Origin of the sequence: Neolewinella litorea, from assembly GCF_004803465.1 — a bacterium.
Taxonomy (GTDB): Bacteria; Bacteroidota; Bacteroidia; order Chitinophagales; family Saprospiraceae; genus Neolewinella; species Neolewinella litorea.
The window spans coordinates 151,954-175,500 of sequence record NZ_SRSF01000005.1 but is presented as its reverse complement, the minus strand read 5'-3'; the positions used below and the strand labels follow the sequence as shown (position 1 = coordinate 175,500).

General features: G+C 62.1%; 23 protein-coding genes and 1 tRNA gene. 8 read left to right on the top strand and 16 right to left on the bottom strand.

Translation table 11 applies throughout. The features are described 5' to 3' along the window. Nucleotides 1-19 precede the first annotated feature (19 nt). Complete coding sequence (locus E4021_RS13005) at nucleotides 20-979, bottom strand: ribose-phosphate pyrophosphokinase (RefSeq protein ID WP_246050297.1); 960 nt, start codon at nucleotides 977-979, stop codon at nucleotides 20-22. Nucleotides 980-1,355: 376 nt separating this feature from the next. Continuing rightward, entirely contained in the window at nucleotides 1,356-3,281 is a 1,926-nt protein-coding gene (locus E4021_RS13000; protein WP_136459792.1) for a CBS domain-containing protein, read from the bottom strand. Nucleotides 3,282-3,925: 644 nt separating this feature from the next. Here E4021_RS13000 and E4021_RS12995 point away from each other — a divergent pair. Next, nucleotides 3,926-5,479 (top strand): glycine--tRNA ligase, encoded by a 1,554-nt coding sequence (locus E4021_RS12995; protein ID WP_136459791.1) that lies wholly within the window; start codon nucleotides 3,926-3,928, stop codon nucleotides 5,477-5,479. Nucleotides 5,480-5,500: 21 nt separating this feature from the next. Here E4021_RS12995 and E4021_RS12990 read toward each other — a convergent pair whose 3' ends face one another. From E4021_RS12990 to E4021_RS12950, 9 genes are all read right to left on the bottom strand, one after another. Further along, nucleotides 5,501-6,496 carry a M28 family peptidase gene (locus tag E4021_RS12990; RefSeq protein ID WP_136459790.1) on the bottom strand — a complete coding sequence of 332 codons (996 nt, stop codon included), beginning with the start codon at nucleotides 6,494-6,496 and terminating at the stop codon, nucleotides 5,501-5,503. A 98-nt stretch (nucleotides 6,497-6,594) separates the two neighbouring features. Next, entirely contained in the window at nucleotides 6,595-7,038 is a 444-nt protein-coding gene (locus tag E4021_RS12985) for a DUF3299 domain-containing protein (RefSeq protein WP_136459789.1), read from the bottom strand. 74 nt (nucleotides 7,039-7,112) lie between these two features. Then, complete coding sequence (locus E4021_RS12980; protein ID WP_211097018.1) at nucleotides 7,113-7,949, bottom strand: TPM domain-containing protein; 837 nt, start codon at nucleotides 7,947-7,949, stop codon at nucleotides 7,113-7,115. A 46-nt stretch (nucleotides 7,950-7,995) separates the two neighbouring features. Continuing rightward, nucleotides 7,996-8,424 carry a TPM domain-containing protein gene (locus E4021_RS12975; RefSeq protein ID WP_136459788.1) on the bottom strand — a complete coding sequence of 143 codons (429 nt, stop codon included), beginning with the start codon at nucleotides 8,422-8,424 and terminating at the stop codon, nucleotides 7,996-7,998. Continuing rightward, complete coding sequence (locus E4021_RS12970) at nucleotides 8,424-9,011, bottom strand: LemA family protein (protein WP_136459787.1); 588 nt, start codon at nucleotides 9,009-9,011, stop codon at nucleotides 8,424-8,426. Before E4021_RS12970 ends, E4021_RS12975 begins: the two co-directional genes overlap by 1 nt. After that, a complete protein-coding gene (meaB, locus tag E4021_RS12965) occupies nucleotides 9,008-9,991 on the bottom strand; it encodes a methylmalonyl Co-A mutase-associated GTPase MeaB (RefSeq protein ID WP_136459786.1) in 984 nt (327 codons plus the stop codon). The genes E4021_RS12970 and meaB overlap by 4 nt, the downstream gene beginning before the upstream one ends. A 40-nt stretch (nucleotides 9,992-10,031) precedes the next feature. Continuing rightward, on the bottom strand, nucleotides 10,032-11,075 hold the full coding sequence (locus E4021_RS12960) for a potassium channel family protein (protein ID WP_136459785.1): 1,044 nt from the start codon (nucleotides 11,073-11,075) through the stop codon (nucleotides 10,032-10,034). A 113-nt stretch (nucleotides 11,076-11,188) separates the two neighbouring features. Continuing rightward, nucleotides 11,189-12,454 (bottom strand): glutamate-5-semialdehyde dehydrogenase, encoded by a 1,266-nt coding sequence (locus E4021_RS12955; protein WP_136459784.1) that lies wholly within the window; start codon nucleotides 12,452-12,454, stop codon nucleotides 11,189-11,191. 24 nt (nucleotides 12,455-12,478) lie between these two features. After that, a complete protein-coding gene (locus E4021_RS12950) occupies nucleotides 12,479-12,874 on the bottom strand; it encodes a VOC family protein (protein ID WP_136459783.1) in 396 nt (131 codons plus the stop codon). Nucleotides 12,875-13,074: 200 nt separating this feature from the next. Between E4021_RS12950 and mce the strand changes: the two genes are divergently transcribed. Genes mce through purN form a run of 3 tightly spaced genes read left to right on the top strand, consistent with a single transcriptional unit; the run spans nucleotide 13,075 to nucleotide 15,372 of the window. Then, nucleotides 13,075-13,482 (top strand): methylmalonyl-CoA epimerase, encoded by a 408-nt coding sequence (gene mce / locus E4021_RS12945; RefSeq protein ID WP_136459782.1) that lies wholly within the window; start codon nucleotides 13,075-13,077, stop codon nucleotides 13,480-13,482. Beyond that, complete coding sequence (locus E4021_RS12940) at nucleotides 13,479-14,735, top strand: MFS transporter (RefSeq protein WP_246050296.1); 1,257 nt, start codon at nucleotides 13,479-13,481, stop codon at nucleotides 14,733-14,735. The genes mce and E4021_RS12940 overlap by 4 nt, the downstream gene beginning before the upstream one ends. 43 nt (nucleotides 14,736-14,778) lie before the next feature. Beyond that, nucleotides 14,779-15,372, top strand: a complete 594-nt coding sequence (purN, locus tag E4021_RS12935; protein WP_136459781.1) for a phosphoribosylglycinamide formyltransferase — start codon at nucleotides 14,779-14,781, stop codon at nucleotides 15,370-15,372. 300 nt (nucleotides 15,373-15,672) lie between these two features. Here the strand turns inward: purN and E4021_RS12930 are convergent, their stop codons facing one another. From E4021_RS12930 to E4021_RS12910, 5 genes are all read right to left on the bottom strand, one after another. Beyond that, complete coding sequence (locus E4021_RS12930) at nucleotides 15,673-16,686, bottom strand: VWA domain-containing protein (protein WP_136459780.1); 1,014 nt, start codon at nucleotides 16,684-16,686, stop codon at nucleotides 15,673-15,675. 62 nt (nucleotides 16,687-16,748) lie between these two features. Next, a complete protein-coding gene (locus E4021_RS12925) occupies nucleotides 16,749-17,321 on the bottom strand; it encodes a hypothetical protein (RefSeq protein ID WP_136459779.1) in 573 nt (190 codons plus the stop codon). Nucleotides 17,322-17,331: 10 nt separating this feature from the next. Beyond that, nucleotides 17,332-18,339 (bottom strand): vWA domain-containing protein, encoded by a 1,008-nt coding sequence (locus E4021_RS12920; RefSeq protein WP_136459778.1) that lies wholly within the window; start codon nucleotides 18,337-18,339, stop codon nucleotides 17,332-17,334. Beyond that, nucleotides 18,339-19,319 (bottom strand): hypothetical protein, encoded by a 981-nt coding sequence (locus E4021_RS12915; protein ID WP_136459777.1) that lies wholly within the window; start codon nucleotides 19,317-19,319, stop codon nucleotides 18,339-18,341. The genes E4021_RS12920 and E4021_RS12915 overlap by 1 nt, the downstream gene beginning before the upstream one ends. A gap of 45 nt (nucleotides 19,320-19,364) precedes the next feature. Next, nucleotides 19,365-20,546 carry a class I SAM-dependent methyltransferase gene (locus E4021_RS12910; RefSeq protein WP_136459776.1) on the bottom strand — a complete coding sequence of 394 codons (1,182 nt, stop codon included), beginning with the start codon at nucleotides 20,544-20,546 and terminating at the stop codon, nucleotides 19,365-19,367. A 132-nt stretch (nucleotides 20,547-20,678) separates the two neighbouring features. Here E4021_RS12910 and E4021_RS12905 point away from each other — a divergent pair, with 132 nt between their 5' ends. From E4021_RS12905 to E4021_RS12890, 4 genes are all read left to right on the top strand, one after another. Beyond that, the gene (locus E4021_RS12905) at nucleotides 20,679-21,044 is read left to right on the top strand and encodes a SnoaL-like domain-containing protein (RefSeq protein ID WP_136459775.1); all 366 of its coding nucleotides are present in this window, start codon (nucleotides 20,679-20,681) and stop codon (nucleotides 21,042-21,044) included. A gap of 117 nt (nucleotides 21,045-21,161) precedes the next feature. Beyond that, nucleotides 21,162-21,243: transfer RNA gene (locus tag E4021_RS12900), tRNA-Leu, on the top strand. Nucleotides 21,244-21,312: 69 nt separating this feature from the next. Continuing rightward, nucleotides 21,313-22,683 carry a trigger factor gene (locus tag E4021_RS12895; protein WP_136459774.1) on the top strand — a complete coding sequence of 457 codons (1,371 nt, stop codon included), beginning with the start codon at nucleotides 21,313-21,315 and terminating at the stop codon, nucleotides 22,681-22,683. Between the two features lie 65 nt (nucleotides 22,684-22,748). Then, on the top strand, nucleotides 22,749-23,465 hold the full coding sequence (locus E4021_RS12890; protein WP_136459773.1) for a ClpP family protease: 717 nt from the start codon (nucleotides 22,749-22,751) through the stop codon (nucleotides 23,463-23,465). Nucleotides 23,466-23,547 lie beyond the last annotated feature (82 nt).

Genomic DNA, 23,547 nt, shown 5'->3' with positions numbered 1-23,547 from the left:
TAACCGCCGGGCACCCGTCCTAGTTGACGAAGAGGGCCGAGATGCTCGCGTTGTCGTGCGTATTCCGAATGGCGGTGGCGAAGAGGTCTGCCGACCCCAGCACCTTGATCTTCGGGCTGTTCTGCTTCAGGGGGATGGTGTCCGAAACGATGAGCTCGGTGAGCTGGCTGTTGTTGATGTTCTCGTAAGCGTTGCCGCTCAACATGGGGTGGGTAGCGATGGCCCGCACGCTGAGAGCTCCCTTTTCCATGATGAGGTCGGCCGCCCGGCAGAGGGTCCCGGCGGTGTCCACGAGGTCGTCTACCAGGATGACGTCCGCGCCGCGCACGTCGCCGATCAGGGTCATGCCCGAAATTTCGTTGGCCCGCTTGCGGTACTTGTCGCAGATGACCATGTCGCGCTCAAAGTACTTGGCGTAGGCCCGGGCACGCTTTACCCCGCCCATGTCCGGACTGGCGAAGATGACGTTGCTCATGTCCTGCTCCTTGAAGTAGGGGATGAAGATGGCCTGACTCTGGAGGTGGTCGACGGGGATGTCGAAGAACCCCTGGATCTGGTCGGCGTGGAAATCCAGCGTCATGAGGCGGTCTACCCCGGCGGCTTCTAGCAGGTTGGCGATGAGCTTGGCGCTGATTGGCACGCGGGGACGGTCCTTGCGATCCTGCCGTGCGTAGCCGAAGTAGGGGATCACGGCGCAGACGTAGCCGGCCGAAGCCCGCCGGGCCGCGTCGATGGTCAGCAGCATCTCCATCAGGTTGTCGCTGGGCTGGAAGGTGCTGCCGATGATGAAGACGTACTCCCCGCGCACCGATTCCTCGATGATGGGTTGCATCTCACCGTCGCTGAAGCGCGCCACCCGGAACTGGCCGAGTTCGTGCCCGTAGGCTTCGGCGATCTGCTCGGAAAGGTACTGGCTGGTCGTGACGGACAGCAGGGTGACCTTCTCGTTCATAGGGGTCAGGCGGGGCTTGTGGGACATTAAGATTTACAATTTCTGATTTACGATTTTCGATGTTGCTGCCGCATGGCTCCCGCCCTTCCCGGCTGTTTACCTCCCCAAACGCAGCGATTAGTCAATTGCTCACCAGATGGGTCGGGGCAACAAGGTACAGCGGCATCTTCCCAATCGTTAATGAGAAGCCGAGAATCGCATTTCACACCTCACTTCCATTCGTCAGGCGACTAGGGGAAGGGTTTGAATTTAGGATTTACAATTTTCGATGTTGCTACCGCACGGCCCCGCACCTCCAGTGGTGTACCTCTTCAAAAGCAGTGATCGGTCAATTGCTACTCCCGGGTCTGTACCGACGAAGTACGGCGCGCCCCAATGGTAAATTAAGATTGTAAATCCTAAATCACTTGAGCCTCTCAATCAGTCGCCCAGCCACCCGCAGGAAGTCCATCTCAGTGATGATGCCCACCAGTTCGTCGTCCTTGACCACGGGCAGGCAGCCGAGTTTGCCGCCGCGCATGAGTTGCATGGCCTCCTTTATAGTGGTTTGCGGACTTACGGTGGTTGGGTTCTTGATCATAAGGTCGCCTACCGTCCGGTAGTCGTTCATGTTGTTGTTGATGCGGCCCTTCTGGATGTAGTAGCGCAGCAGCTTGCGAGTGGTGATCAGGCCGCAGAGGTGGCCGTTCTCGTCTTCCACGGGCAGGTAGCGGAGTTTGCGCCAGTCCATAAGATCACCTACCAGTTCCAGGAGGTCCGCCTCCCGTACGGTGAACAGGTCCGTCTCCATGAATTCTTCCACCCGCAGTCCTACCGGGCGGTAGTGCTTCAGGTCTTCCACCTTGGGGATGGGCCATTTGTGCACCGGGTCCTGCTCCAGTTGGCACTTGATCATCTGGGAAGTGAGGATGGTGACCGCCTCGTCGCGGTTGACCCGTTCGGTGAGGGAGGTGAAGGATTTCAGCAACCAGCGGGCACCGTTCTGGTGTACCTCCGCCCGTTCCTGGATCACCCTCAGGTACCGCTCGATATCGGGCTGATCGATGCCCCGGGCCTGCAGGCCTTTGTAAGCCAGTGGCAGCAGTTCGTTCAGGATCAGGTCGCGGCAGCTCACCTTGCGGTTGTTGAACCAGGTAAACTGAGTATCTATGCCGAATTTCGCAGCCTTGGAGAAGTTGTCCTTCACGTCCGCGAAGCTCAGGTGCTCGCGGATGTCCTTGTACTCGTGCGCCATACCCATCATCAGGCCGAGCCAGAAGGCGGCGTTGGCCGTCTGGTCCAGCACGGTGGGCCCGGAGGGCAGCACGCGGTTTTCAATGCGCAGGTGGGGCATTCCGTTCTCGCTGATGCCGTAGCAGGGTCGGTTCCAGCGGTATACCGTTCCGTTGTGCACCTGGAGGGCGCGCAGTTTGGGTATTTTTTTCTGGCCGACGAGATCCAGGCTGTCTTCGTCGATCTCGGTGCCCAGCAGCACCCGGAAGCGGGCGATGTCCTCCTTGTAGATCTCCATGATGCTCTGGTCCAGCCACCGCGTGCCGAAGCTTACGCGGGGTTCGGACTGCCGCATGTGTTCCTTGCTGGTCCTTACGTCGAGCGATTGCTGAAAGAGGGCGATGCGCGATTCGTGCCATAGCCGTTTGCCGAAGACTAGTGGGGAGTTGGCTGCCATGGCCAGGGTGGGCGCGGCGACGGCCTGGGCGATGTTGTACAGCGGCACGAAGGTATCGGGCGTCACCTGTAGGTGTACCTGGTAGCTGGTGTTGCAGGCTTCCAGCAGGGGACTGTCGTGGTGGATGTGCAACTCATCGATGCCCTGGAGGTTGAGTTCGAAGCCGCGCTCGTTCTTCTGTTGGGCCTTGATGGCCTCGATCAGCGCCAGGTAGCGGGGTTTGGGCGTGAGGTTATCGAGGGCCAGGTCGAATTTGCGCAGGGTAGGCAGGATGCCCGTGAGCACGATGTGGGCGTTGCTGGCCTTGGCGGCGATCTTGACGAGGCGCAGCTGCTCCATGTTTTCCTCCTCCATGCGCCGCAGGGCGTCGCCGCCGAAGGTGCGGGGCGTAAAGTTGGTCTCCAGATTGAAGCGTGCGATCTCCGTAGTGGCCCAGGGATATTCCTTGAGCCGCTTCAGCACGTTGATGTTTTTCGGGGTGGGCTTCAGGGTTTTGCGGTCCACCAGGCACATCTCCTGCTCGGCGCCGATGCGGATGGTGTCGGTCTCGAACCATTCGTGCTTGAGCATGTACTCGAGCGCCTGCACGTCCTGCAGCAGGTGGCGCGTGAAGGCCGAGTGGCTCTCCGCGGTCGGTACGTTTACTTTTTCTTCTCCCATAAGTACTTCCGGTTGGCTCTAAGGTACATCAGCCGAACATGGGGCCGGGGCCGCAGGTGCGAGGGTCGCTGCTCCCGACCTCCGGTCGGGCGGTACTTTATCTCGCAACCTGAGGGCACGAAGCGGTGGGGTCATGGTTCCCGACCTCCGGTCGGGCGGTACCGTATCTCGCGACCTGAGGGCACGAACCGGTGGGGGCACGGTTCCCGACCTCCGGTCGGGTGGTAATATATCCCGCGACTGGAGGTTACGAGCCGGTCAGGGGCACGGTTTCCGACCTCCGGTCGGGCAGCACCGTATCCCGCGACCTGAGGGCACGAACCGGTCGGGTAGCACGGTTCCCGACCTCCGGTCGGGCAACACTGCATCTCGCGACCGGAGGTCACGAACCGGTCGGGCAGCACTATATCTCGCGCCTAGAGGGCACGAACCGGTCGGGGCATGGTTCCCGACCTCCGGTCGGGCGGTAATATATCCCGCGACCGGAGGTCACGAGCCGGTCGGGCAGCACTGCATCCCGCGACCGGAGGTCACGAACCGGTCGGGCGCTACCGCATCCCGCGACCGGAGGGCACGAACCACGAACCGGTCGCTGGCCAACCCCCGCCCCTTTAGCTATCTTCGCGGCCTAAAATTAAATCCCCATGGCCACCGAGATAGACTTCAAAGCCCTTACCGCCCACGCCAAGGAAAACGGCTTCATTTACCAGAGCAGTGAAATCTACGACGGACTGGCCGCGGCCTACGACTACGGGCCCAACGGCGTACTGCTGAAGAACAACCTCAAAGAGTACTGGTGGCGCAGCATGGTGCAGCTGCACGACAACATCGTGGGTATCGACGCGGCCATCTTCATGCACCCCAAGACCTGGAAGGCCTCCGGACACGTCGACGCCTTTAACGACCCGCTGATCGACAACAAGGACTCCAAGAAGCGCTTCCGCGCCGACGTGCTGATCGAAGACTACATGGACAAGATCGAGGGCAAGATCAATAAGGAGATCGCCAAGGCCCAAAAGCGCTTCGGCGACGACTTCGACGAGGCCCAGTTCCGCGCCACCAATCCCAACGTACTGCGCTACGCCCGCGAGTACGACGAGGTAGCCAGCCGACTGGCCACCGCCATGACCGACGGCGACATGGCCGGCCTCCGGCAGATCATCGAAGACCTCGGCATCAGCGAGCCCGACACCGGCAGCAAGAACTGGACCGATGTGCGGCAGTTCAACCTCATGTTCTCCACCCAACTCGGCAACATCGCCGGCGAGGAAGGCAAGCTCTACCTCCGCCCCGAAACCGCCCAGGGCATTTTCGTCAACTTCACCAACGTCCAGAAGACCACCCGCCAGAAGCTGCCCTTCGGCATTGCCCAGATCGGCAAGGCCTTCCGCAACGAGATCGTCGCCCGCCAGTTCATCTTCCGCATGCGAGAGTTCGAGCAGATGGAAATGCAATTCTTCATCCAGCCCGGCACCCAGCAGGAGTGGTACGAAAAGTGGAAGGAGGCCCGCCTGAAGTGGCACCTAGCCCTCCACCCCCAGGAAAAACTGCGCTTCCACGACCACGACAACCTGGCCCACTACGCCGACGCGGCCGTGGACATCCAGTTCGCATTCCCCTTCGGCTTCAAAGAACTCGAAGGAATCCACAGCCGTACCGACTTCGACCTCGGTGCCCACCAGGAGCTCTCCGGCAAAAAGATGCAGTACTTCGACCCAGAAACGAAGGAAAGCTACGTGCCCTACGTGGTTGAGACCTCCATCGGCGCCGACCGCCTCTTCCTGGCCACCCTTACGCACGCCCTGCGCGACGAGCAGGTGCCCGGTCAGGACGATCCCAACAACACCCGTACCGTGCTGTCGCTCCACCCCGCCATCGCGCCCGTCAAGGCGGCCATTATGCCCCTCAAGCGCAACGACGACCGACTCGTAGGCATGGCGAAGGAGATCTTTGACGACCTCCGCTTTCGCTTCGAGGTGCAGTACGACGACACCGGCTCCATCGGCAAACTTTACCGCCGCCAGGACGCCGTGGGCACCCCCTTCTGTATCACCGTCGATTTCGACAGTCTGGAAGACGGCACCGTCACCGTTCGCGACCGCGACACCCTCGAACAGGTGCGGGTGAAGAAGGAAGAGCTGGCCGGTTTGATCGGACCGAAAGTGGATATGGGAAACCTGCTGCGCTCTGCTCAGTAACCAGCAACCAGCAACTCTCCCCTACAACGTCCCAGCCGCTTCCCGGAAAACGGTAGCCAGTACCACCTGACCCGCGGCCCGCAGGGTACGCTTGTCGATGACGTCCATATTGTCGTCGCCGGTGTGCCAGTGGGGCACGAAGCCGCTGTCGGTATCCTTGCGTTGATTGATGATGTCGATGGTGGGAATACCCGCCATGGTGTTCAGGAAGAAGTGGTCGTCGGTGATGGCGCCGCCGCGCTCGTTGACGAAGTAGCTGCCGTAGCCCATGCTGTTGGCGAGCCGCCACACCTTGCCCACAATTTCCGGGGCGTATTTTTCGGAGTAGCCCTCCACGGCGAAGTTGGCGTCGCGTGCCCCGACCATATCCAGCAGGATGCCGAAGCGGGGCTTGGGGGCGGGCACGTTCTTGGCGAAGTACTGGGCGCCGAGGCCCCAACTGTTGCGGTTGCCGCCGTTTGCTTGTCCGTAGTCTTCCGCGTCCAGCAGTACGATATCCACGCCGATGCCGGGATCGCTCATGCCGAGCTGGCGGGCGATTTCCAGCAGCACCCCTACCCCGCTGGCACCGTCGTCGGCCCCGTTCACTACGGCATTGGGATCGTCTTCCAGGGGGCTGTCGGCTACCGGTCGGGTATCCCAGTGGGCGGCCAGCAGGATGCGGTCTTCCCGCTCCGGAGCGTAGCGCCCGATGATGTTGGTGGCGTTGAGCGTGGTCCCGTCGTAAGCCTCGGCCGCGAAATCCTGGATGCGCACCTCCGCGCCGAATTCCTCGAGTTTCTTGATCAACCACTCCTTGGTCTGCCGGTGCGACTCGGTGTTGACTACGCGCGGACCGAAGTTCACCTGCTTTTCCACGTACGCGTAGGCACTGTCGCGGTCAAACTTGGGTACGGGCTTTGCTTCCCGGGGCGCGGGCGCGGGTGCAATGTCCTGCACCGGAGGGCCGGCGTCGTTGGTGCACGACGCAGTGATCAAACAGATGAATAAGCCGGAAAGGAAAAGGGAAAGCTTCAAAGGATCGGGGTTCAGTGGCCGGGTTCCAGGGTAATGCGTAGCCCGGCGGATAATAATAGCGACGGTGCCGTCTTCACCAATGGAATCCGGCGGGGCGATTACTTGGTCAATACCTGCTCGGCGTCTTCCAGGATGTACATCAGTTGGTTGATGTTGTCGTTGTTGAGCTTCAGCTTGCCGCGCAGGGTGATCCGCTCGGTGCGATACTTCACAGGCTCCTTGGCCGTGACTTCCATAACGGTCTCGGGACCTGCGCCCCCGCAAAAAAAGCACATGTTATACGGGTAGGCGCTGAAGACGAACTCGTTGTGGCTCTTGTAACCCTCCACGGGGACGATGTAACCGCTGATCTCAATGACCTTGCCCTCCAGGGCCTTGACGTCCTGGCCGAACACCGGCACGTCCACCTTGAAGCCCAGCAGCTCGTCGTATTTCTTTTCGTAGCTCACCTTCGCCAGGTCCTGCCACACGGATGCCGCGGCCGATTGCGCGGTGCCGGCGACCGAGAGGCCCAGCATACAGAGCAGAATGAGATAACGCATGGTCGGGAAATTTTGGCTAAGATAAACCTAACGCACGGCCGACCGCAATGGGTGTCAACGAAGCGTTAAGACCGCTACCAGCCGCCGCCCGCGCCTCCGCCGCCGAAGCCACCACCGCCAAAGCCGCCGAAGCCACCACCGCCGCCCCCGAAGCCGCCGCCTCCACCACCGCCGCCGCCAAAGCCGCCGGGCAGGATGAACCAGCCGCCGCCCCGCCGACCGCGCGGACTCCGGCGCCCGTCGTAGTGACCCCCGCGCCAGTAGCCGCCGTCGTCGTCGTCATCATCGTCGTGGCGATTGCCGAAGCGATTGAGCAGCATGAAGATGACGAATATGAAAATGAAGATGAATACCGGGGGGATGCCCGGCTGCTCTTCCGGCACCTCATCCGCGGTATACTCCCCGCGCCCGGCGTCCATGATGGCCTGCACGGCCCCGGATATGCCGGCGTAGTAATCGCCCTGGCGAAAGGCCGGCGTCATGATATTCCGGATGATACGACCCGCCCGGGCATCGTTGAGAAAGCCCTCCACGCCGTAGCCGGTCTGGATGTAGATTTTGCGGTCGTCGCGGGCTACGTAGATGAGCACCCCGTTGTCCTTGTCCTCCGAACCCCCGATGCCCCACCCTTCGGCAATGGCCAGACTGCGATCAAAGACCGGCTGCCCCTGCAGGGAAGCTTCGGTGACCACCGCGATCTGGGTGGAGGTTTCGCGGGCGTAGGCATTCAGCTGTTCGGTGAGCTGGGCCTGCTGGGCGGAGGTCATCAGGCCGGCAAAGTCGTTGACCAGCTGATTGGTGCTGCGCGGGATTTCCGGCTGGGCCCCCAGACCCCAGGCGGTGATCAGCAGAACGAACAACGCCGTCCAGCGGGGCAGACTAAACAGGGGGCGTTGGCGGTACTGATTCACGGTTGGGGTTTTGTGTACTCCCCCGAAGGGGAGGAGTACGCAGGATCTAGTTGTAGCTGATTTCGTCGGGCAATTCGTTCACGTCGTCGGTCTGGTAGGGGAAGAACTGCTTGAGGTTACGGCCAATCTGCTGCACGACCAGTTCAATACCGGTGGCGAAGTCGCCGCGGCGGAAGTGCTGTTGCATCAGGTCGCGCTCTTCGTCCCAGAAATCCTTGGGTACCACCTTATTGATCCCCTCGTCGCCCAGGATAGCGAACTCGCGCCGGTCAACGGCCAGCAGGATGAGAACACCATTGCGGTCCTGGGTCTGATCCATACCGAGTTCGTGGAAGAGGCGCTTGGCCACGTCCAGGGCGGGCTTGCGGGCACCGACCTCCACGTGTACGCGGATTTCGCCCGAGGTGGCCAGTTCAGCCTCCCGGATGGCCCCCACGATGCGGGCTTCTTCCTCTTTGGTGAAAAACCTGACCATTAAAACTCTACCGTCGGGGCGTTTTGGGCACCGGCTTCGGCCTGGAACTGGGGCTTTTCATCAAACCCGAATACGCTCGCGAAGAGGGCACCGGGGAAGCGGCGGATCTGTTTGTTGTATTCGGTAGCCTCCTCGTTGAAGCGGCTACGGGCTACGGCGATGCGGTTCTCCGTACCGGCCAGTTCGTCCTGCAGCGCCTGGAATTGCTGGTTCGACTGCAATTGGGGGTAAGCTTCGGCGGTAGCCAGCAGGCGACCCAATCCGGAAGAGATCTGGGCCTGAGCGGCCTGGAACTGCTCCAGCATTTCGGGCGTGAGGTTGTCGGCGTCGATGTTGATGGAAGTCGCCTTGGCGCGGGCCTCGGTGACGGCCTCCAGCGTACCCCGCTCAAACTCCGCGGCCCCCTTGACCGTATTGACCAGGTTCGGGATCAGGTCCGAGCGACGCTGGTACTGGGTCTCCACGTCGGACCATACCCGCTCGACATCTTCTTCGGCGTTCACGAATCCGTTGTAACTCGTGCATCCTCCGATAAGCAGGATGCCCAAAATACCCACGATCAGGGCGAGGGTGGTAAATGATCTCATGGTCTATTCGATTTTAGAAAGTCCGCCAGTATAACATCAGCGGCGGCGGGAATGGTGAGGTATTCGTCGAGATGGGTACGCAATTCGTCGTTTTCCCAGCCGCGCGATTTCAGGTAAACGTCCAGCCGGCGGAGCAGTTCGCGACGAAGTTGCTCCCGCAACCATTCGGTTCGCTGCTCCTGGCGGCGCCGGGCGATGGCCGCGGACAGCCGCTCCCGGTAGGTTTCCAGGCGGTTGGCCACTTCCGGAATCCCCTGCCCGGTCAGTGCACTGGCGGTGGCGACCTCTACCGTCCAGCCGTCGGGACGGGCGGGAGCCAAATGGAGCCCCCGGCGCAGTTCGGCAGCGGCCAGGCGCGCCTCCTTCGGCAGGGCATCGGCTTTGTTTACAACGAGGTGGTCGGCCAGCTCGAGGATGCCCCGCTTGATCCCCTGCAGGTCGTCGCCTGCGGCGGGCTGGGCCAGCAGCAGGAAGGCGTCGGTCATTGCGTGTACCTGCCACTCCGCCTGTCCCACCCCTACGGTTTCCACGATCAGGTAGTCGTACCCCGCGGCCTCGCACAGCAGGACGGCGGCGCGGCTGGCCGGCCCTACGCCACCGAGTTCTCCGGCGTTCGGGCTAGGGCGGATGTACACCGCCTCCTCCCGCGTCAGCAGTTCCATACGGGTCTTGTCGCCCAGGATGCTGCCACCGCTCAGGCTGCTGGTGGGATCGATGGCCAGTACCGCCAGACGGTGGCCGCGGCGCACCAGTTCCAGACCGAAGGCCTCGATGAAGGTCGACTTACCCACCCCGGGCGTCCCGCTGACGCCCACCCGGAAGGTGGGACGCGCCGGCGGGTGCCGCTCCGCCAGGGCGATGAGCCGGGCGGCGGCGGCCTGGTCCTCCGTGCGGTTGCTCTCTACCAGGGTGATGGCCCGGCCCAGGGCCCGCCGGTGGCGGGCCGACTGTAGATCGGCAAAGAGGGCATCAACGTCCATGGGGCCGGCAAGATAGTATTCCGAAGACCACCGCCGACGCCTAGCCCAGTCCGCAAAGCTTGCGCAGGGCCCCGATCTGCTGCGGATTGCCGACTACGATAAAACTGGCGTTGGGCTCCAGAATGGTCTCCGGCCCGGGGTTGACCGAGTATTTCCCGCCGCCCATCCGATGACCGATGATGTTTACACCCGTATTGGCCCGCAGGTGCAGGTCGGCGATCGGCTTGCCGCGGTAGCGTTCGGGTAACTGGTCGTAGCGGAGCTCCTCGAAGCCGATGTCGGCCGACAACTCGTTGGTGATGAAGCTAAAGAACTCAATGGCCCCGGGCTTGGAAATAAGGGTGGCCATGTAGAAGCCGCCGATCTGTTCCGGCATGATCACGTGCGTGGCCCCAGCCTTCATCATCTTCTGGCGCCCCCTGACTTCCTTGGCGCGGCTCACGATGCGCAGGCGCGGGTTGAGGTCCTTGGCGGACAACACGATGAAGAGATTATCGCTGTCGTCGTTCAGCGCCGTGATCAGGGCATTAGCCCGCTCAATGCCGGCCGCGAAAAGGGTATCGTCGTGGGTGGCGTCGTCGATGACGTATAGGGCATCGTTGTCGTCCTCCAGTAAGGACTGAAGTTTCTCCTCGTCCTGCTCGATGATGACGTACGGATGGTCGTGCAGTTGCAGGTGGCTGACGATCTCCTGACCGTACTTTCCGTAGCCACAAACGATGGTGTGGCCCTTCAATTTGCCAATCTTCGACTGAACCCGGTTGTACTGCATGGTCTCAAATAGTCTTCCGTCAAAAACGTAGTAAGAAAAGGCGGCCAACACGTAGCCCACCACGCCAATGTTGACGACCACCAGCGCGGATACGAATACCCGGCCGCCGTCCGACAACGGCCGCACCTCACCGAAACCCACCGTTGAGATGGTGATCACCGACATGTAGAAGGCCTCCAGCACGGTGTAGCCCTCGATCAGCATCAGTCCCCCCGTACCGATCGCAACGATGAGCAACAGCAGCAGCACCGCCAGCCGCAGGTCCAGCGCAGTGGTCGACAGGCTCAGGCGGGAAAGGGAACGGGAAGCCATACGGCCGCAATTTACACCGCCGGTGAGGAAGCCGGCTGCCGGAATAACCCTCGCCCGGAACGGTAGGAGTGCCAGATTAACGGGTAGGTCCGAAATCGTAAATCGTTACTAATCTACCGCAACTGCCCATTCCCCCGCACCAACCATTTATAGCTCGTGAGGGCTTCCAGGCCCATCGGCCCCCGGGCGTGCAACTTTTGGGTACTGATCCCGATCTCCGCCCCGAGCTCGAACTGCCCGCCATCCGTGAAGGCAGTGCTGCTGTTCACGTACACCACCGCGGAGTCCACCTCGCGCAGGTACCGTTCCTGATTCACTTCGTCTTCGCTGATGATGGTCTCGCTGTGCCGACTGCCGTAGTGCTCCACGTGCTCGATCGCCTCATCTATGCCGGGCACCGTCTTTACCGAAAGCGCCATCCGCAGAAACTCCGTACCGAAGGAATCCTCATTGGCGTGCTTGAGCAGGGCTGCGGGATAACGCCCCTCCAGCGCAGGGTAAGCTTCCGCATCCGCGTATACCTCACACCGGTGCTCGCGGCCCAAAATTTCCAATAGATCAGGCAGCCGATCCAGTTGCTGCTGGTGCACGAGCAGGCAGTCCAAAGCGTTACACACGCTCACGCGCCGCGCCTTGGCGTTGGTGATGATCTTCCGGGCCCAGTCAAGGTTGGCCGTGGCGTCTACGTAGGCGTGGCAGATTCCCGCCCCGGTTTCAATCACGGGCACGGTGGCGTTGGCCCGCACGTGGTCGATGAGTCCCTGGCTGCCGCGGGGAATGATGACGTCCACCAGTCCGTCGGCGGTCAGAATAGGCTGCAGCGCCTCCCGGTCGGCCGGGGCCAGGAAGCAGGCTGGGGGCAGACCGGTGTCCGCCAACGCCCGTTCGATGAGGTGCATGATGGCCCGGTTGCTGTCGGCGGCATCGCGGCTGCCCTTGAGCACGGTGGCGTTGCCGGCCTTCAGGTTCAGCGCGAATACATCGAAGGTCACGTTGGGCCGCGACTCAAACACGATGCCCACTACACCGATGGGTACACTCACCCGACTCAACTGCAATCCGTTGGCCAGCGTCCGCTCCTCCAGCATCCGGCCCAGGGGGGAGGGCAATTCCGCTACCCGGCGCAAATCTTGGGCGATTGCCAGCAATCGGTCTTCGTTCAGCAGCAGCCGGTCGTATTTGGGGTTGGCGGGATCCATACGGGCCAGGTCCCGCGCATTGGCGCCCAGCAGCTCCTCCGTATGGGCTTCGGTCAGATCGGCCAGCCGCAGGAGGCAGGTGTTGAGCTTTTCGGCGGGCAGGCGGTTGAGGCGGCCGGCGGCGGCGCGCAGGTCGCCGAGCGCATCCCGAATGGCAGTGGACTGGTCAGTGGCCGTCATGGCAATAGGGTGTTTGAGGAAAGATCAGGTGGCCGGGTGAACTTGGGTAGCCACCGACCAGCTTCCCCCGAACGGGTCGGAAAAAGCACCGCGGCGGTCGGGGTCGCCCGGTCGCTCCCGGGGTGCATCGATGGAGGTGCCTCCCGCCTCGACGGCCCGCTGATGAAGTTTGTCCACATCGGCAACATACAGGTGCGTCAGCGGTCGGTTGGGCGGAAACTGCTCCGTTGCCTCGGCGAGCATCAGCACGGTATCGTCGAGGCGCACCTCAGCGTGCACCACCCGGCCCTCGTGGGTGTAGCGCCGCAGCCGTTCCGCCCCGAACACCCGCTCCAGGAAGTCAATGTAGGCGTCCGCACCCTTCACTACGTGGTAGGGGGAAAGGCTGTTGTAGCCGGAGGGTTTGAAGGAAGTAGCCATGGCAACGGTGTTGTGCTCCCGCAAAATACGGCCGGCCGCAGGTTTGGCGGGGTTAAGCTTTGGTTTCCGGGGGCTGATTTACGATCTGCGGCGGCGGCTACCATGTGCTGGTCCGCGGATTATTGGTCGGACCACTACCCATCCACCCCTCCCTAACCTTCCCCCCCGCCGTGCGTTACTGCTGCATAACCCCGAAAAACATGCGACTAGAGCACATCGGTATCGCCGTAAGCAACCTGGAAGAGAGCGAAGCCCTGCTGAAAAAACTGCTCGGGCGCGGTTCCTACAAACGCGAAACCGTGGCGGAACAGTCGGTCACCACCAGTTTCTTCCGCGGCGGAGCGGGCGAGGCAAAACTCGAACTCGTCGCCCCCGAAGGCGCCACCGGGCCCATCCAGAAGTACCTCGATAAGCGCGGTCCCGGCATCCACCACCTCGCCTTCGAAGTGGATGATATCCACGCCGAAATGCACCGCCTGCGGGAAGACGGCTTCGAACTGCTGCAGGAGCTCCCCTCCGAGGGCGCCGACAACAAGCTCGTCTGCTTTCTCCACCCCAAAAGCACCAACGGCGTACTCGTGGAAATTTGCCAAAGCCGCCGCGAATGATCAACGAGAAACGGTTGCTCCTCATCCTGGCTACGGTCCAGTTTTGCCACATCATCGACTTCATGATCATCATGCCCCTGGGCAAGACGATCATGAATGCCTTTGCCATCTCCCCCGGCCAGTTCGCCTGGGTGGTGTCGGCCTACGCCCTGGCGGCCTTTACCGGCAACCTGGTGAGCACGGTGGTGATCGACCGCTTCGACCGCCGCACCGCCTTGCTGTTTCTCTTTACCTGCTTCACCGTCGGCACGCTCGCCTGCGCCTTTGCCCCTACCTACGGCTTTCTGCTGGCGGCGCGTTTCGGCACCGGTCTGTTCGGCGGCACCCTGGGCGCCCTGGTGCTGGCCATTGTGGGCGACGTCATTCCCCTGCAACGCCGCGCCTCGGCCATGGGCTGGGTGATGACGGCCTTCAGCGCCGCCTCCGTCGTGGGCGTGCCGGCCGGCATCTGGATTGCGGCGGAATACAGCTGGCAGGCCCCCTTCTACGCCACGGCGGCCCTGGCGGCCCTGTTCGTCACCGTGGCCTTCTTTTTCGTACCGCACATGCGCGGCCACCTGGTGGAGGAAACCATCGTGCCCGACGAATCCCTGGGCGAAGTGAGCCGCGACCCGGAAGCCCAGTTACTGCAACCGCGCTCGGTGGGCAGCAAGATCGCCGCGCCCTTCCGGGCCATCTTCTCCAATGCCAACCAGCGGGCGGCACTGCTCTTCACCCTCACCCTTATGCTGGGTCACTTCACCATCATTCCCTTCATCGCCCCCTACATGCAGATCAACGTGGGCTTTGCCGACAAGCAGGTGAGCCTTATCTACCTCATCGGCGGGGGCCTCACGGTAGTGCTGTTGCCCCTCTTTGGGCGGTTGGCCGACCGCTACGGGCGCATGCGGGTATTCACCATCGCCTCGTTCCTGGCGCTCTTCAGCATCTACGCCCTCACCAATCTCGACACCAATTCCATCCCCGTCGCGCTACTTGTCACCAGTTCCTTCTTCGTGGTCGCCAGCGGCCGCAACGTACCGGCCACGACCATGATCACCAGCGTGGTGCGCCCCGAGAACCGCGGCGGGTTCATGAGCATTCGGCAGTCGGTCAACGAAATGGCCCTCTTCTTCAGCAGCATGGTAGCTGGGTTCATCATCACCGAGGGACCCGACGGCAAGCTGCAGCACTACGAGTTGCTCGGCTACTTCACCATCGCCATGAGCATCGTAGCGGTATACACGGCCAGCCGTATCCGGGCGGTGGCTTGAGGCATATCCCTTATCTCCCGTTCAGATTTCCGTACTTGCACCCATGAGCACACGCATCGCCATTTTCGTCAGCGGCGGCGGATCCAACGCCCGGGTCATGATCGATCGCTTTCAGGCCCACCCGGAGGATGGCGTTGAGGTGGTCCTGCTGGTGAGCAACAAGGCTACCGCCGGGGCACTTACCGTTGCGGCGGAGCGCGGGCTGCCGAGTCTGGTCGTCAAGCGGAGCGAGTGGGCTTCCGGCACCGAACTCCTCGGCGCCCTGGAGCACTATGCCGTCGACCTGATCGTTCTGGCCGGCTTCCTCTGGCTCATCCCCGGTTACCTCGTCGCGGCCTTTCCCGACCGCATCGTCAACATCCACCCCGCCCTGCTCCCCCAATACGGCGGCAAGGGCATGTACGGCCGGCACGTCCACCAGGCCGTCAAGGCGGCGGGCGAGTCGGAAACCGGCATCACCGTACACTACGTCAACGAGAATTACGACGAGGGCGACATCATCTACCAGGCCGCCGTGCGCCTCGACCCCGACGACTCACCGGAAAAGATCGCCGAGCGCGTCCTCCGCCTGGAGCATGCCAACTACTGGCGGGTGGTGCGCCGGCTGGTACAAAGCGGCCTCCGGCCGCGGCAGTAGGAAGCGGTTTCAGACCGCGGCAGTACAAGGCGGTCTCCGACCGCGCAAGAACATTGCGGCCTCCGGCCGCGCTGGACCGGCTACCGCGGGAGCAACTCCATTGAGGTATAGTTCTGGAGATTCTCGGGACCTTTATCGAAAGCCAGTAGCATTGCTGCATCTGGAGCCCAACTCACTCGGCGGTCTATGCGGCGGTAAGAGAGTTCATTTTTAGCTTTATGCAGCGCTGCCGGAGGCAGCCTTTTGCTGGCGCTGCCGGGAGGCAGCGTTGTACTGGCGCTGCCGGGAGGCAGCATCGTACTACCGCCGGGGGGCAGCAGCGTACTGCCCGATGCCCATGTCAAGTAGGAGAAGGAGTACTGCTGGGGCCAGGAACCAGTAGAAGTAGCTGTCGTAGGTGCTGAACTCCTGGGTCTCGAATTCTTGCTTCTCGATGCGGTCGACCTGGGCGCGCAGGGCCTGGGCCAGGTTCTCGCTGTCACCGCTGAGAGCGAAGTAAGCGCCGCCGCCACTCTGCGCGATGCCCTTCAGGGTGGTCAGGTCGGCGCTGGTGGTGGCCGGTCCGCCGCCGGATTCCCGGATGTAGTCGCTGCGGCCGTTGTTGAGTTGCACGGGCATCAGGCTACCACTCGCCTGCCCCACCCCTACGGTATAGACCAGCAGGCCCTGATCGTGGGCCCGGGCCGCGGCCTCGGCGGCCTCCCCGGCGTGATCCTCGCCGTCGGAGACGATGATGAGGGCACGGTGATTGGCGCTCTCCGGATCGAAGGCGGCCTCAGCGGTGGTGATGGCCTCGGCCAGGTTGGTACCCTGCGCGCTAATTTGGTAAGGGGCGGCGGTGCTGACCACGCTCTTCACGAAGGCGTAGTCGGTCGTCAGGGGGGCGGCCAGGACGGCGGTGCAGGTGAACAGTTCCACGCCGATGTTATTCCCAGCCAGCTCGTCGATGAGCGTATTGGTGAAGAACCGCGCCCGCTCCATACGGCTTGGTTTTACGTCCTCGGCCCGCATGGAGTTACTGATGTCCAAGGCCACGATCAGGTCGATGCCCCGGCGCTGCACCTCCTCGCGCTGGGCCGACCACTGCGGATTCGCGAGGGCCAGCACGAGGAGGGGGAGGCTCAGGGCCACGAGTCCGAATTTCGTCCACGGCAACCGGCGGTTCACGCCTGGTGCCAGGAACGCAATCAATTCCCGGTCGGCAAAGCGATCCAGCGCCGCCCGCCGCTGCCGCCAGTACCAGACGAAGAGCACCAGCACCACGGGAACCAGGGCGAGCAGCCAGAAATAGTCGGGATGTTCTACGCGGAACATGGAACGGGGTTGATTGATAAATTACCGTGCCCGAAGGTAAGCCGCCCGAAGACGACGTCTCACTAGCGCAGTTTGATGTTCTTGATGATCTTCATGATGTCCGGCGTCATTTCCTTCGGCATTTCGAAGGTCTCGCGGCGGTAGTCGGACCAGGCCTTTTCCTCCTTGATCTGCGACTTAACCTCCTTGGCCAGGGGGCGCAGCAGGTGCTGCAGATCGGGAAAGCGCTCCATGAGCAGTTTGATCACCCGCTGGCTTTCGTCCATGCTGTTGCTGGGGAACAGGTCCACCTGGCAGGCGATCTCGATGCGACGGCGCTGCCGGCCGTAGAACCACTCCTGGATCTCCTCGGCGTCGATGGCGCCGCGGCTGTCGGCCGACCAGATCAATACATTGTACAGTTCCGCCACCTTCTGGGCGGGCACCCCCTCGCTGAGCCGGAAGAGCAGTTCCGTAACCCCCTCCGCGGGCAGGAGCTCCAGGAGATCCGACAGCGCCGAAAACATCCGCTCGTCGAAGGACACCTGCTCGTATCCGGGCTTTCCCTCGATGTACATCAGGTCGTAGACGGCGGCCAGTTGCCGACGGGCGGCGGCGCTGCGACCGCCGGAGGAGGAGGGAGGGATTGAGGTCATGGCGTAAGGCTTAGGGGATCGTCCTTAACACGGTATACCGCAGCAGGGTTTCGAGTAACAGCAGGCCGAAGCCCAACCAGAGGAAACGGGCAAACTGCTCCTCGTAGCGCCGGAAGACCGTCGTCTCAATTTCGGTCTTTTCCAGCTCATCGATGTAGTCGTAAATCGACTCCAGCTCCTCGGTATCGCGGGCCCGGAAGTAGCGACCGTTGGTCTCCTCGGCAATGTAGGCCAGCAGCTCGTCGTCCACCGTGCCCCGGGTGGGTTTGAAGCGATAGCGCCCGCCGCCAATGGGGGCCGAAGGCATCAGGGTCTCCTCCCCGCTGCCGACGCCGATGGTGTACACCCGGATACCGAACTGACGGGCGATCTCGGCGGCCACCTCGGGCTTGTGGCGGTCGCCGGCGTTGTTCTCGCCGTCGGTGAGGAGAATGATAATCTTGGAGGCGGCCTCGCTGTCCTTGAGGCGGTTGATTGCCGTTTCCAGCCCCAGTCCGATGGCCGTACCGTCGGTGATCTCACCCATCTCCAGTTCGCTGATGAAGCGGTCGATGATCTCCTTGTCCACCGTCAGGGGAGCCTTGGTGTAGGCTTCGCCGGCGTAGGCTACCAGTCCGATGCGGTCATACTCCCGTTGGCTCACGAAGTCGCGGGCCACCTGCTTGGCCACTTCCAGCCGGTTCGGGTCGAAGTCCTGCGCGCCCATACTAGTGGAGAGGTCCATGGTCAGTACGATGTCGATGCCCTCGGCCGTCACCGACTCTTCGCTCAGGTCCAGTCGCGGCCGGGCCAGGGCCACGATCATCAGCACCAGGGCGGCCACCCGCAGCAGGGGCAAAAAGGGCCGCAGGGTGCTGCGCCAGCTGCTCAGTCCGTCGACCGAGCGCGTGCTCGGCAGTCGCAAACTCACCAGGCGTTCCCCGCCCCGCTTCTGATTCCAGAGGTACAGCAGTACCGGCACCGCCGCGAAGGGCAGCAGCCAGGGATAAACGAAGGTAAATTGGTTCCACCAGCCCATTACGCCTGCGGTTTGGGGGGTGAAGCCATGGCTTCCTCCGTGCTTTCCGGCTCGGGGACGGGCCGGGTAGACAGGATGAAGGCCCGTACGCGGTCCAGGCTGCGGGGGTGGAGTTCCTCGGCGGGCGTGGCCTTTGCGAATTTGACCAGGTCAGACAACTGCAGCAGTTCGCTCAACTCTCCCGCGCGTTCCGGATCCAGCCCTTCGCGGCGGTCGAGGGCGGCGACGATCTGTCGGGTGGTCATTTCCAGGGCGGGCACGCCGAAGCGATCGCCGAGGTAGGTACGCAGGATGCGCGTGAGCTCGACGTAATACCGGTCGGTGTAGCCCCGCTGCCACAGTCTTTCTTGCTCCAGTTCGTCGAGGGCGGCGAGCGCCAGTTCGTGCGGGGGCGGGGGCGGCGGCGGCGCGGGTGCCACGGTAGGCTGCCGGCGGCGGTAGGCGGTGGCGGCGTAGTACAGCCCCACCACGCCCAGCAAGGCGAAGACCCACCAGTAGTCCCACAGGTTGCGTGGCTCCTCGATGATGGGCTTGATGGGCAGGATGTCGTCTTCAGCCGATACGATGGCCCCCCTTACGGTGAGCAGCAGGTCTTGGGTATAGACGGTATCGCGGCGGCCGGCCGGCGTCTCGAAGTAGACGGGCATGCGTGGAATCTCCACGTAGCCGGTATCGAAACTGGTGATGAGGATGCGCTGCTCGAGCAGCAATTCGGGAGCCTCGGCCAGGGTTTGCAGTCCGCCGTCGCGGATCACCTCCGCGGCGGGCAGCTCATCGATGAGGGTGGCGGAGATAGGGTATACGGTGGTGCCCGGCGGAGCCGAAACGTTGACCGTGAGGTTGATCTGGTCGCCGATGATAATCTCCTTGCGCGCCAATTCCGCCCGGACGTTCACGGTGCGGTTGGTGGACTGCTGGGCCACCGCCGGGAATACCGACAGCAGGACCAGGGTGCATAAGAGGATGCGGCGGAGGGGCATGGCGCGAAGGTACAATCCGGGTGCGAACCCACGGTTGGTTGTCCCTTACCTGCTTGCCGCTGTATTGCCCTTTTCCAGCAATTCCTCCAGGTAGTGGCGCCTGACCCCGAAGCGTTGCTTCAGGGTTTCCCATTGCTCCCGCGCGCCGCCGCCCGCCTGTTTGTCGGACTTCACGGCCGTGATCATGACGTTCTTGGCGGTGTGCTCGAGGGGGATGAACTCAAAGGTCTTGGTAGCGTAGCCCCGCCCCTGCAGATAGAGGGCCCGGAGCCCGTCGGTGAGCATGGCCGCCTGCCGTTCGAGCATGATGCCGCTGTCGAGCAGGGGGCGCAGGTCATCGGGTACTTCCATATCGCGCCTGACCTGCTTCTGGCAGCAGGGGGCCACGATCATGATCTCGGCCCCGGCGGCCAGGCCCTGGTAGAGGGCATCGTCGGTGGCCGTATCGCAGGCGTGCAGGGCGATGAGCACGTCGAGCCGTTCGGGGTGGTAGCTGTCGATGTAGCCCTCGACGAACTGCAGGTGGGTAAAGCCATTGTCCGCCGCGATCCCGCGGCATTTCTCCACCAGTTGCGGTCGCAGTTCGACGCCGGTCACGCGCACGTCGAGGCCCAGGGTATGGGTCAGGTGGTCGTAGAGGGCAAAGGTGAGGTAGCCGCTGCCCGACCCCATATCGACGATGTGGGCCCCGGCGGGGAGGGGGTGCTGTTGGACGAGCTTGTCGACGATCTCCACGAACTTGTTGATCTGCTTGTACTTGCGGCGGCCGGCCGCCGTGACCTGCGCGTCTTCGGTGGTAATCCCGAGCGCGTGCAGGTAGGGCCGGTCGGCGGGAATGTCGCGGTACTTCTGGCGGTTGTGGTCGACCGTCGTGGTTTCGTGGCGTGCGGGTTCGCCGCGCAGGCGGGCGTTGCCCTTTCGGCTCTGAAGCAGCGAGAGTTGCTCGTCGAGAGTAAATAGGTCGCCGTTGTAATAAGTGTCGGCGAGCTGGTCGGCTAGGTAGTCCAGACCGGTCTCCGGGGCGTAGTTTTTGACCTCCTCTCGGTCGGCGTAGCGGTGGGTGACCTGCAGGACCATCTCGCCCTTCACTTCCACGGGCCGGGCGTAGAGGTTGCGCGGGGTGGCGGGATCCTTGCGGCGGGGCTTGCTCAGGGTAAGCTTGGCGAGGCGGCCGGATCGCACGGCACGCCGGGCAGTGGACCAGAAGGTTTCAATTGCTTCGGACATGGGGCAAAGGTAAGGTTGCGGCCCGGCCGGGGATAAGCAAAATATTTGTGTTTAATTTTATTCTTTAAAATATTTGTTTGTAATTCTTCCGGGACCTATTTTGGGTGGTCTACACATCAACCAATCCCACCCATGACTATCCAAGAAATTGCCGACCGCCTGGTCGAGCTCAGTCGCAACCGCCAATCCACCCAGGCTTACCGGGAACTGTTCGCCCGGGATGCCCAAAGCCACGAAATGCCGGGGGTTCCGGACGGGACGGTGACCGGCCTTGACAACCTCATCGCCAAAAGCGAAGCCTTCGATGAAATGCACCGGGAAATACACGCACTTCCCGTGACCGATCCGCTGATCTACCAGAACTTCTTCACCGTGGGCATGGGCATCGACGTGACCAAGCAGGACGGCACCCGCAACCAGGCGCACGAGATCTGCGTGTACCAGGTGCGCGACGGCAAGATCGTCGACGAACGCTTCGTCTATTCCATGCCCGGCTGACCCGGCCGGCTCACGTGGAGCATCCCCCGCCCGCCGCCCCATTTGCAGGGGTGAGCGAAGGTATTTCGCGTCCTATTGCGCAATAAATATCAACTGCTTACCTTTGCGGTCGTTTTTGCGGGTGTGGTGAAATTGGTATACACGCTAGATTTAGGATCTAGTGCCGCAAGGCGTGAAGGTTCGAGTCCTTTCACCCGCACACCATTCCGCCCCCGGGCGCGATTGACGGCCTACCCCCCGGTAGGCCTTTCTTTTAAAGAATAAGCAAATGGCTGAAGTAACGTACGAAAAGACCGGGCCGGTCACGGGTCGCATCCAACTCTTTTTCCCCAAGGAAGAATTGAGTAAAAAACTCAACGAGGAGCTGAAAAAGGAGAGCAAGCGGGTCAACATCAAAGGATTCCGCCGGGGCAAGACGCCCCTATCGGCCCTGCGCAAGCTCATGGGTAACCAGGTCTTCGGCCCCCTGCTCGACCGCACCATCCAGGAGGAGCTCTTCGGCTACATCGAGGAGAAGGAACTGAAACTCATCTTCAGTCCGCTGCCCGACGAGAGCGAGGAGGTGGAGCAAATCAGCGCCACCAATATCAAGGACCTGCGCCTGTCGTACGACCTGGGCCTGGAGCCCGAGTTCGAGCTGAAAATGCCCGAGCAGTCGTTCACGAAGTACGTGCTCGACACCAGCGATGAATTCATCGACGAGCTGGTCGACAACCTCCGCAAGCAGCGCGGTGAGACCAAGGACATTGAGGAGGGGCCCATCCAGGAGGAAGACATCCTCGACGTCACCATCCAGGAAGTGGACGGTGAGCTCACCAACGATACCAAACTCTACGTCGACAACCTTCAGGACGAGGTGAAGGAGCAGCTCATCGGCCAGTCCGTGGGCGCCAGCATCAACGTCGACGACCTCGGCCAGGTCGAGGCCAACGCCAGCGACAGCCACGTGCGCAAGTACCTGCTGGAACTCAGCGAGGAGGAGCAGGACGTGGACCTGAACGGCAAATCCTTCACCATCACGGTCAACAAGATCAGCCGCCTGGTACCCGCCGAACTGAATGAGGAGTTCTTCATCCAGTTCGACCCCGAAGGCAACATCACCAACGAGGAGCAACTGCGCGAGCGGCTGGCCGAGGACAACGCCAAAGGATTCAACGCCCAGGGTGTATCGATGGCCAATTTCGAGATCCAGCGCGCCCTCGTGGAAGGCAACGACTTCGAAGTACCGGTTGAACTCATGAAGAAACTCAGCAAGGACGACGACGAGTCGAACTTCGAGTTCTTCGAGCGCGGCGTACGCTGGATGCTCATCCGCAACAAGGTGGCCGCCCAGAAAGAAATCGAACTGCAGTACGAGGACGTACGCGCCGAGGCCCTCGAGTCGCTGATGCGGATGCTCGGCGGACAGCGTCCGGCCTTCCTAAACGACGAGTTCCTGGACAACTACATCCAGAATATGCTCAAGGACGAGAAGCAGCGCGAGGAACTGAGCAGCAACGCCATGGAGAAAAAGGTGATGGCCGCCATTCGCGAAGACCTGACCCTGGTAGAGCAGCCGCTGTCGGTGGAGGAGTTCAACAAAACGATCAAGGCATTCAACGAAGCCAACACGCCACCGGCCGACGAGGAGGAGGAATAGGCCCTCAACCCTAGCGACCCTGGCACCGTTTACGGGGAGAAACAATCGTTAAAAAATAACAACTTATGACTCCCCAAGTCCCCCAGGATGAATTCATGAAGTACGCTACCCGCCATATGGGTATGAGTACCATGCACCTGGAGAAATACGCCCAGACCATAGGAAGCATGGCCACCCCCCAGGTGACCGGCTTTTCCCCCAACGTGATCGAGGAACGGCAGATGAATGTGGCCGCCCTCGACGTTTTCAGCCGCCTGATGATGGACCGCATCATCTTTATGGGCGTAGCCGTGACGGATTACGTTGCCAACGTCGTGCAGGCCCAGTTGCTGTTCCTCGAATCCGTGGATCCGAAGCGCGACGTGCAGATGTTCATCAATAGCCCCGGCGGCAGCGTCATCGCCGGCATGGGCATGTACGATACCATGCAGTACGTCACCCCCGACGTAGCCACCATCTGTACCGGTCTGGCCGCCTCGATGGGTTCCGTCCTGCTCGCCGCCGGTGAGAAGGGCAAGCGTTCCATCCTGCCCCACGCCCGGGTGATGATCCACCAGCCCAGCGGCGGCATGCAGGGTCAGTTCTCCGACATGGAGATCAACTACCGCCTGATCTCCAAACTGCGTGAGGAGCTTTATACTATCTTGGCCAAGCATACGGGCCGTACCTTTGAAGAGATCGAGAAGGACAGCGACCGCGACAACTGGATGACGGCCACCGAAGCGGTCAGCTACGGTCTGGTCGACGAAGTGCTGAACCGGGACAAGAGCGACGCCAAATAGCCCCTCGCCCTACCCTGTTCCCAATGATTCATCCGGCGGGCCGTACAGACTCCATGTCTTCCGGCCCGCCGTTTTTTACCGA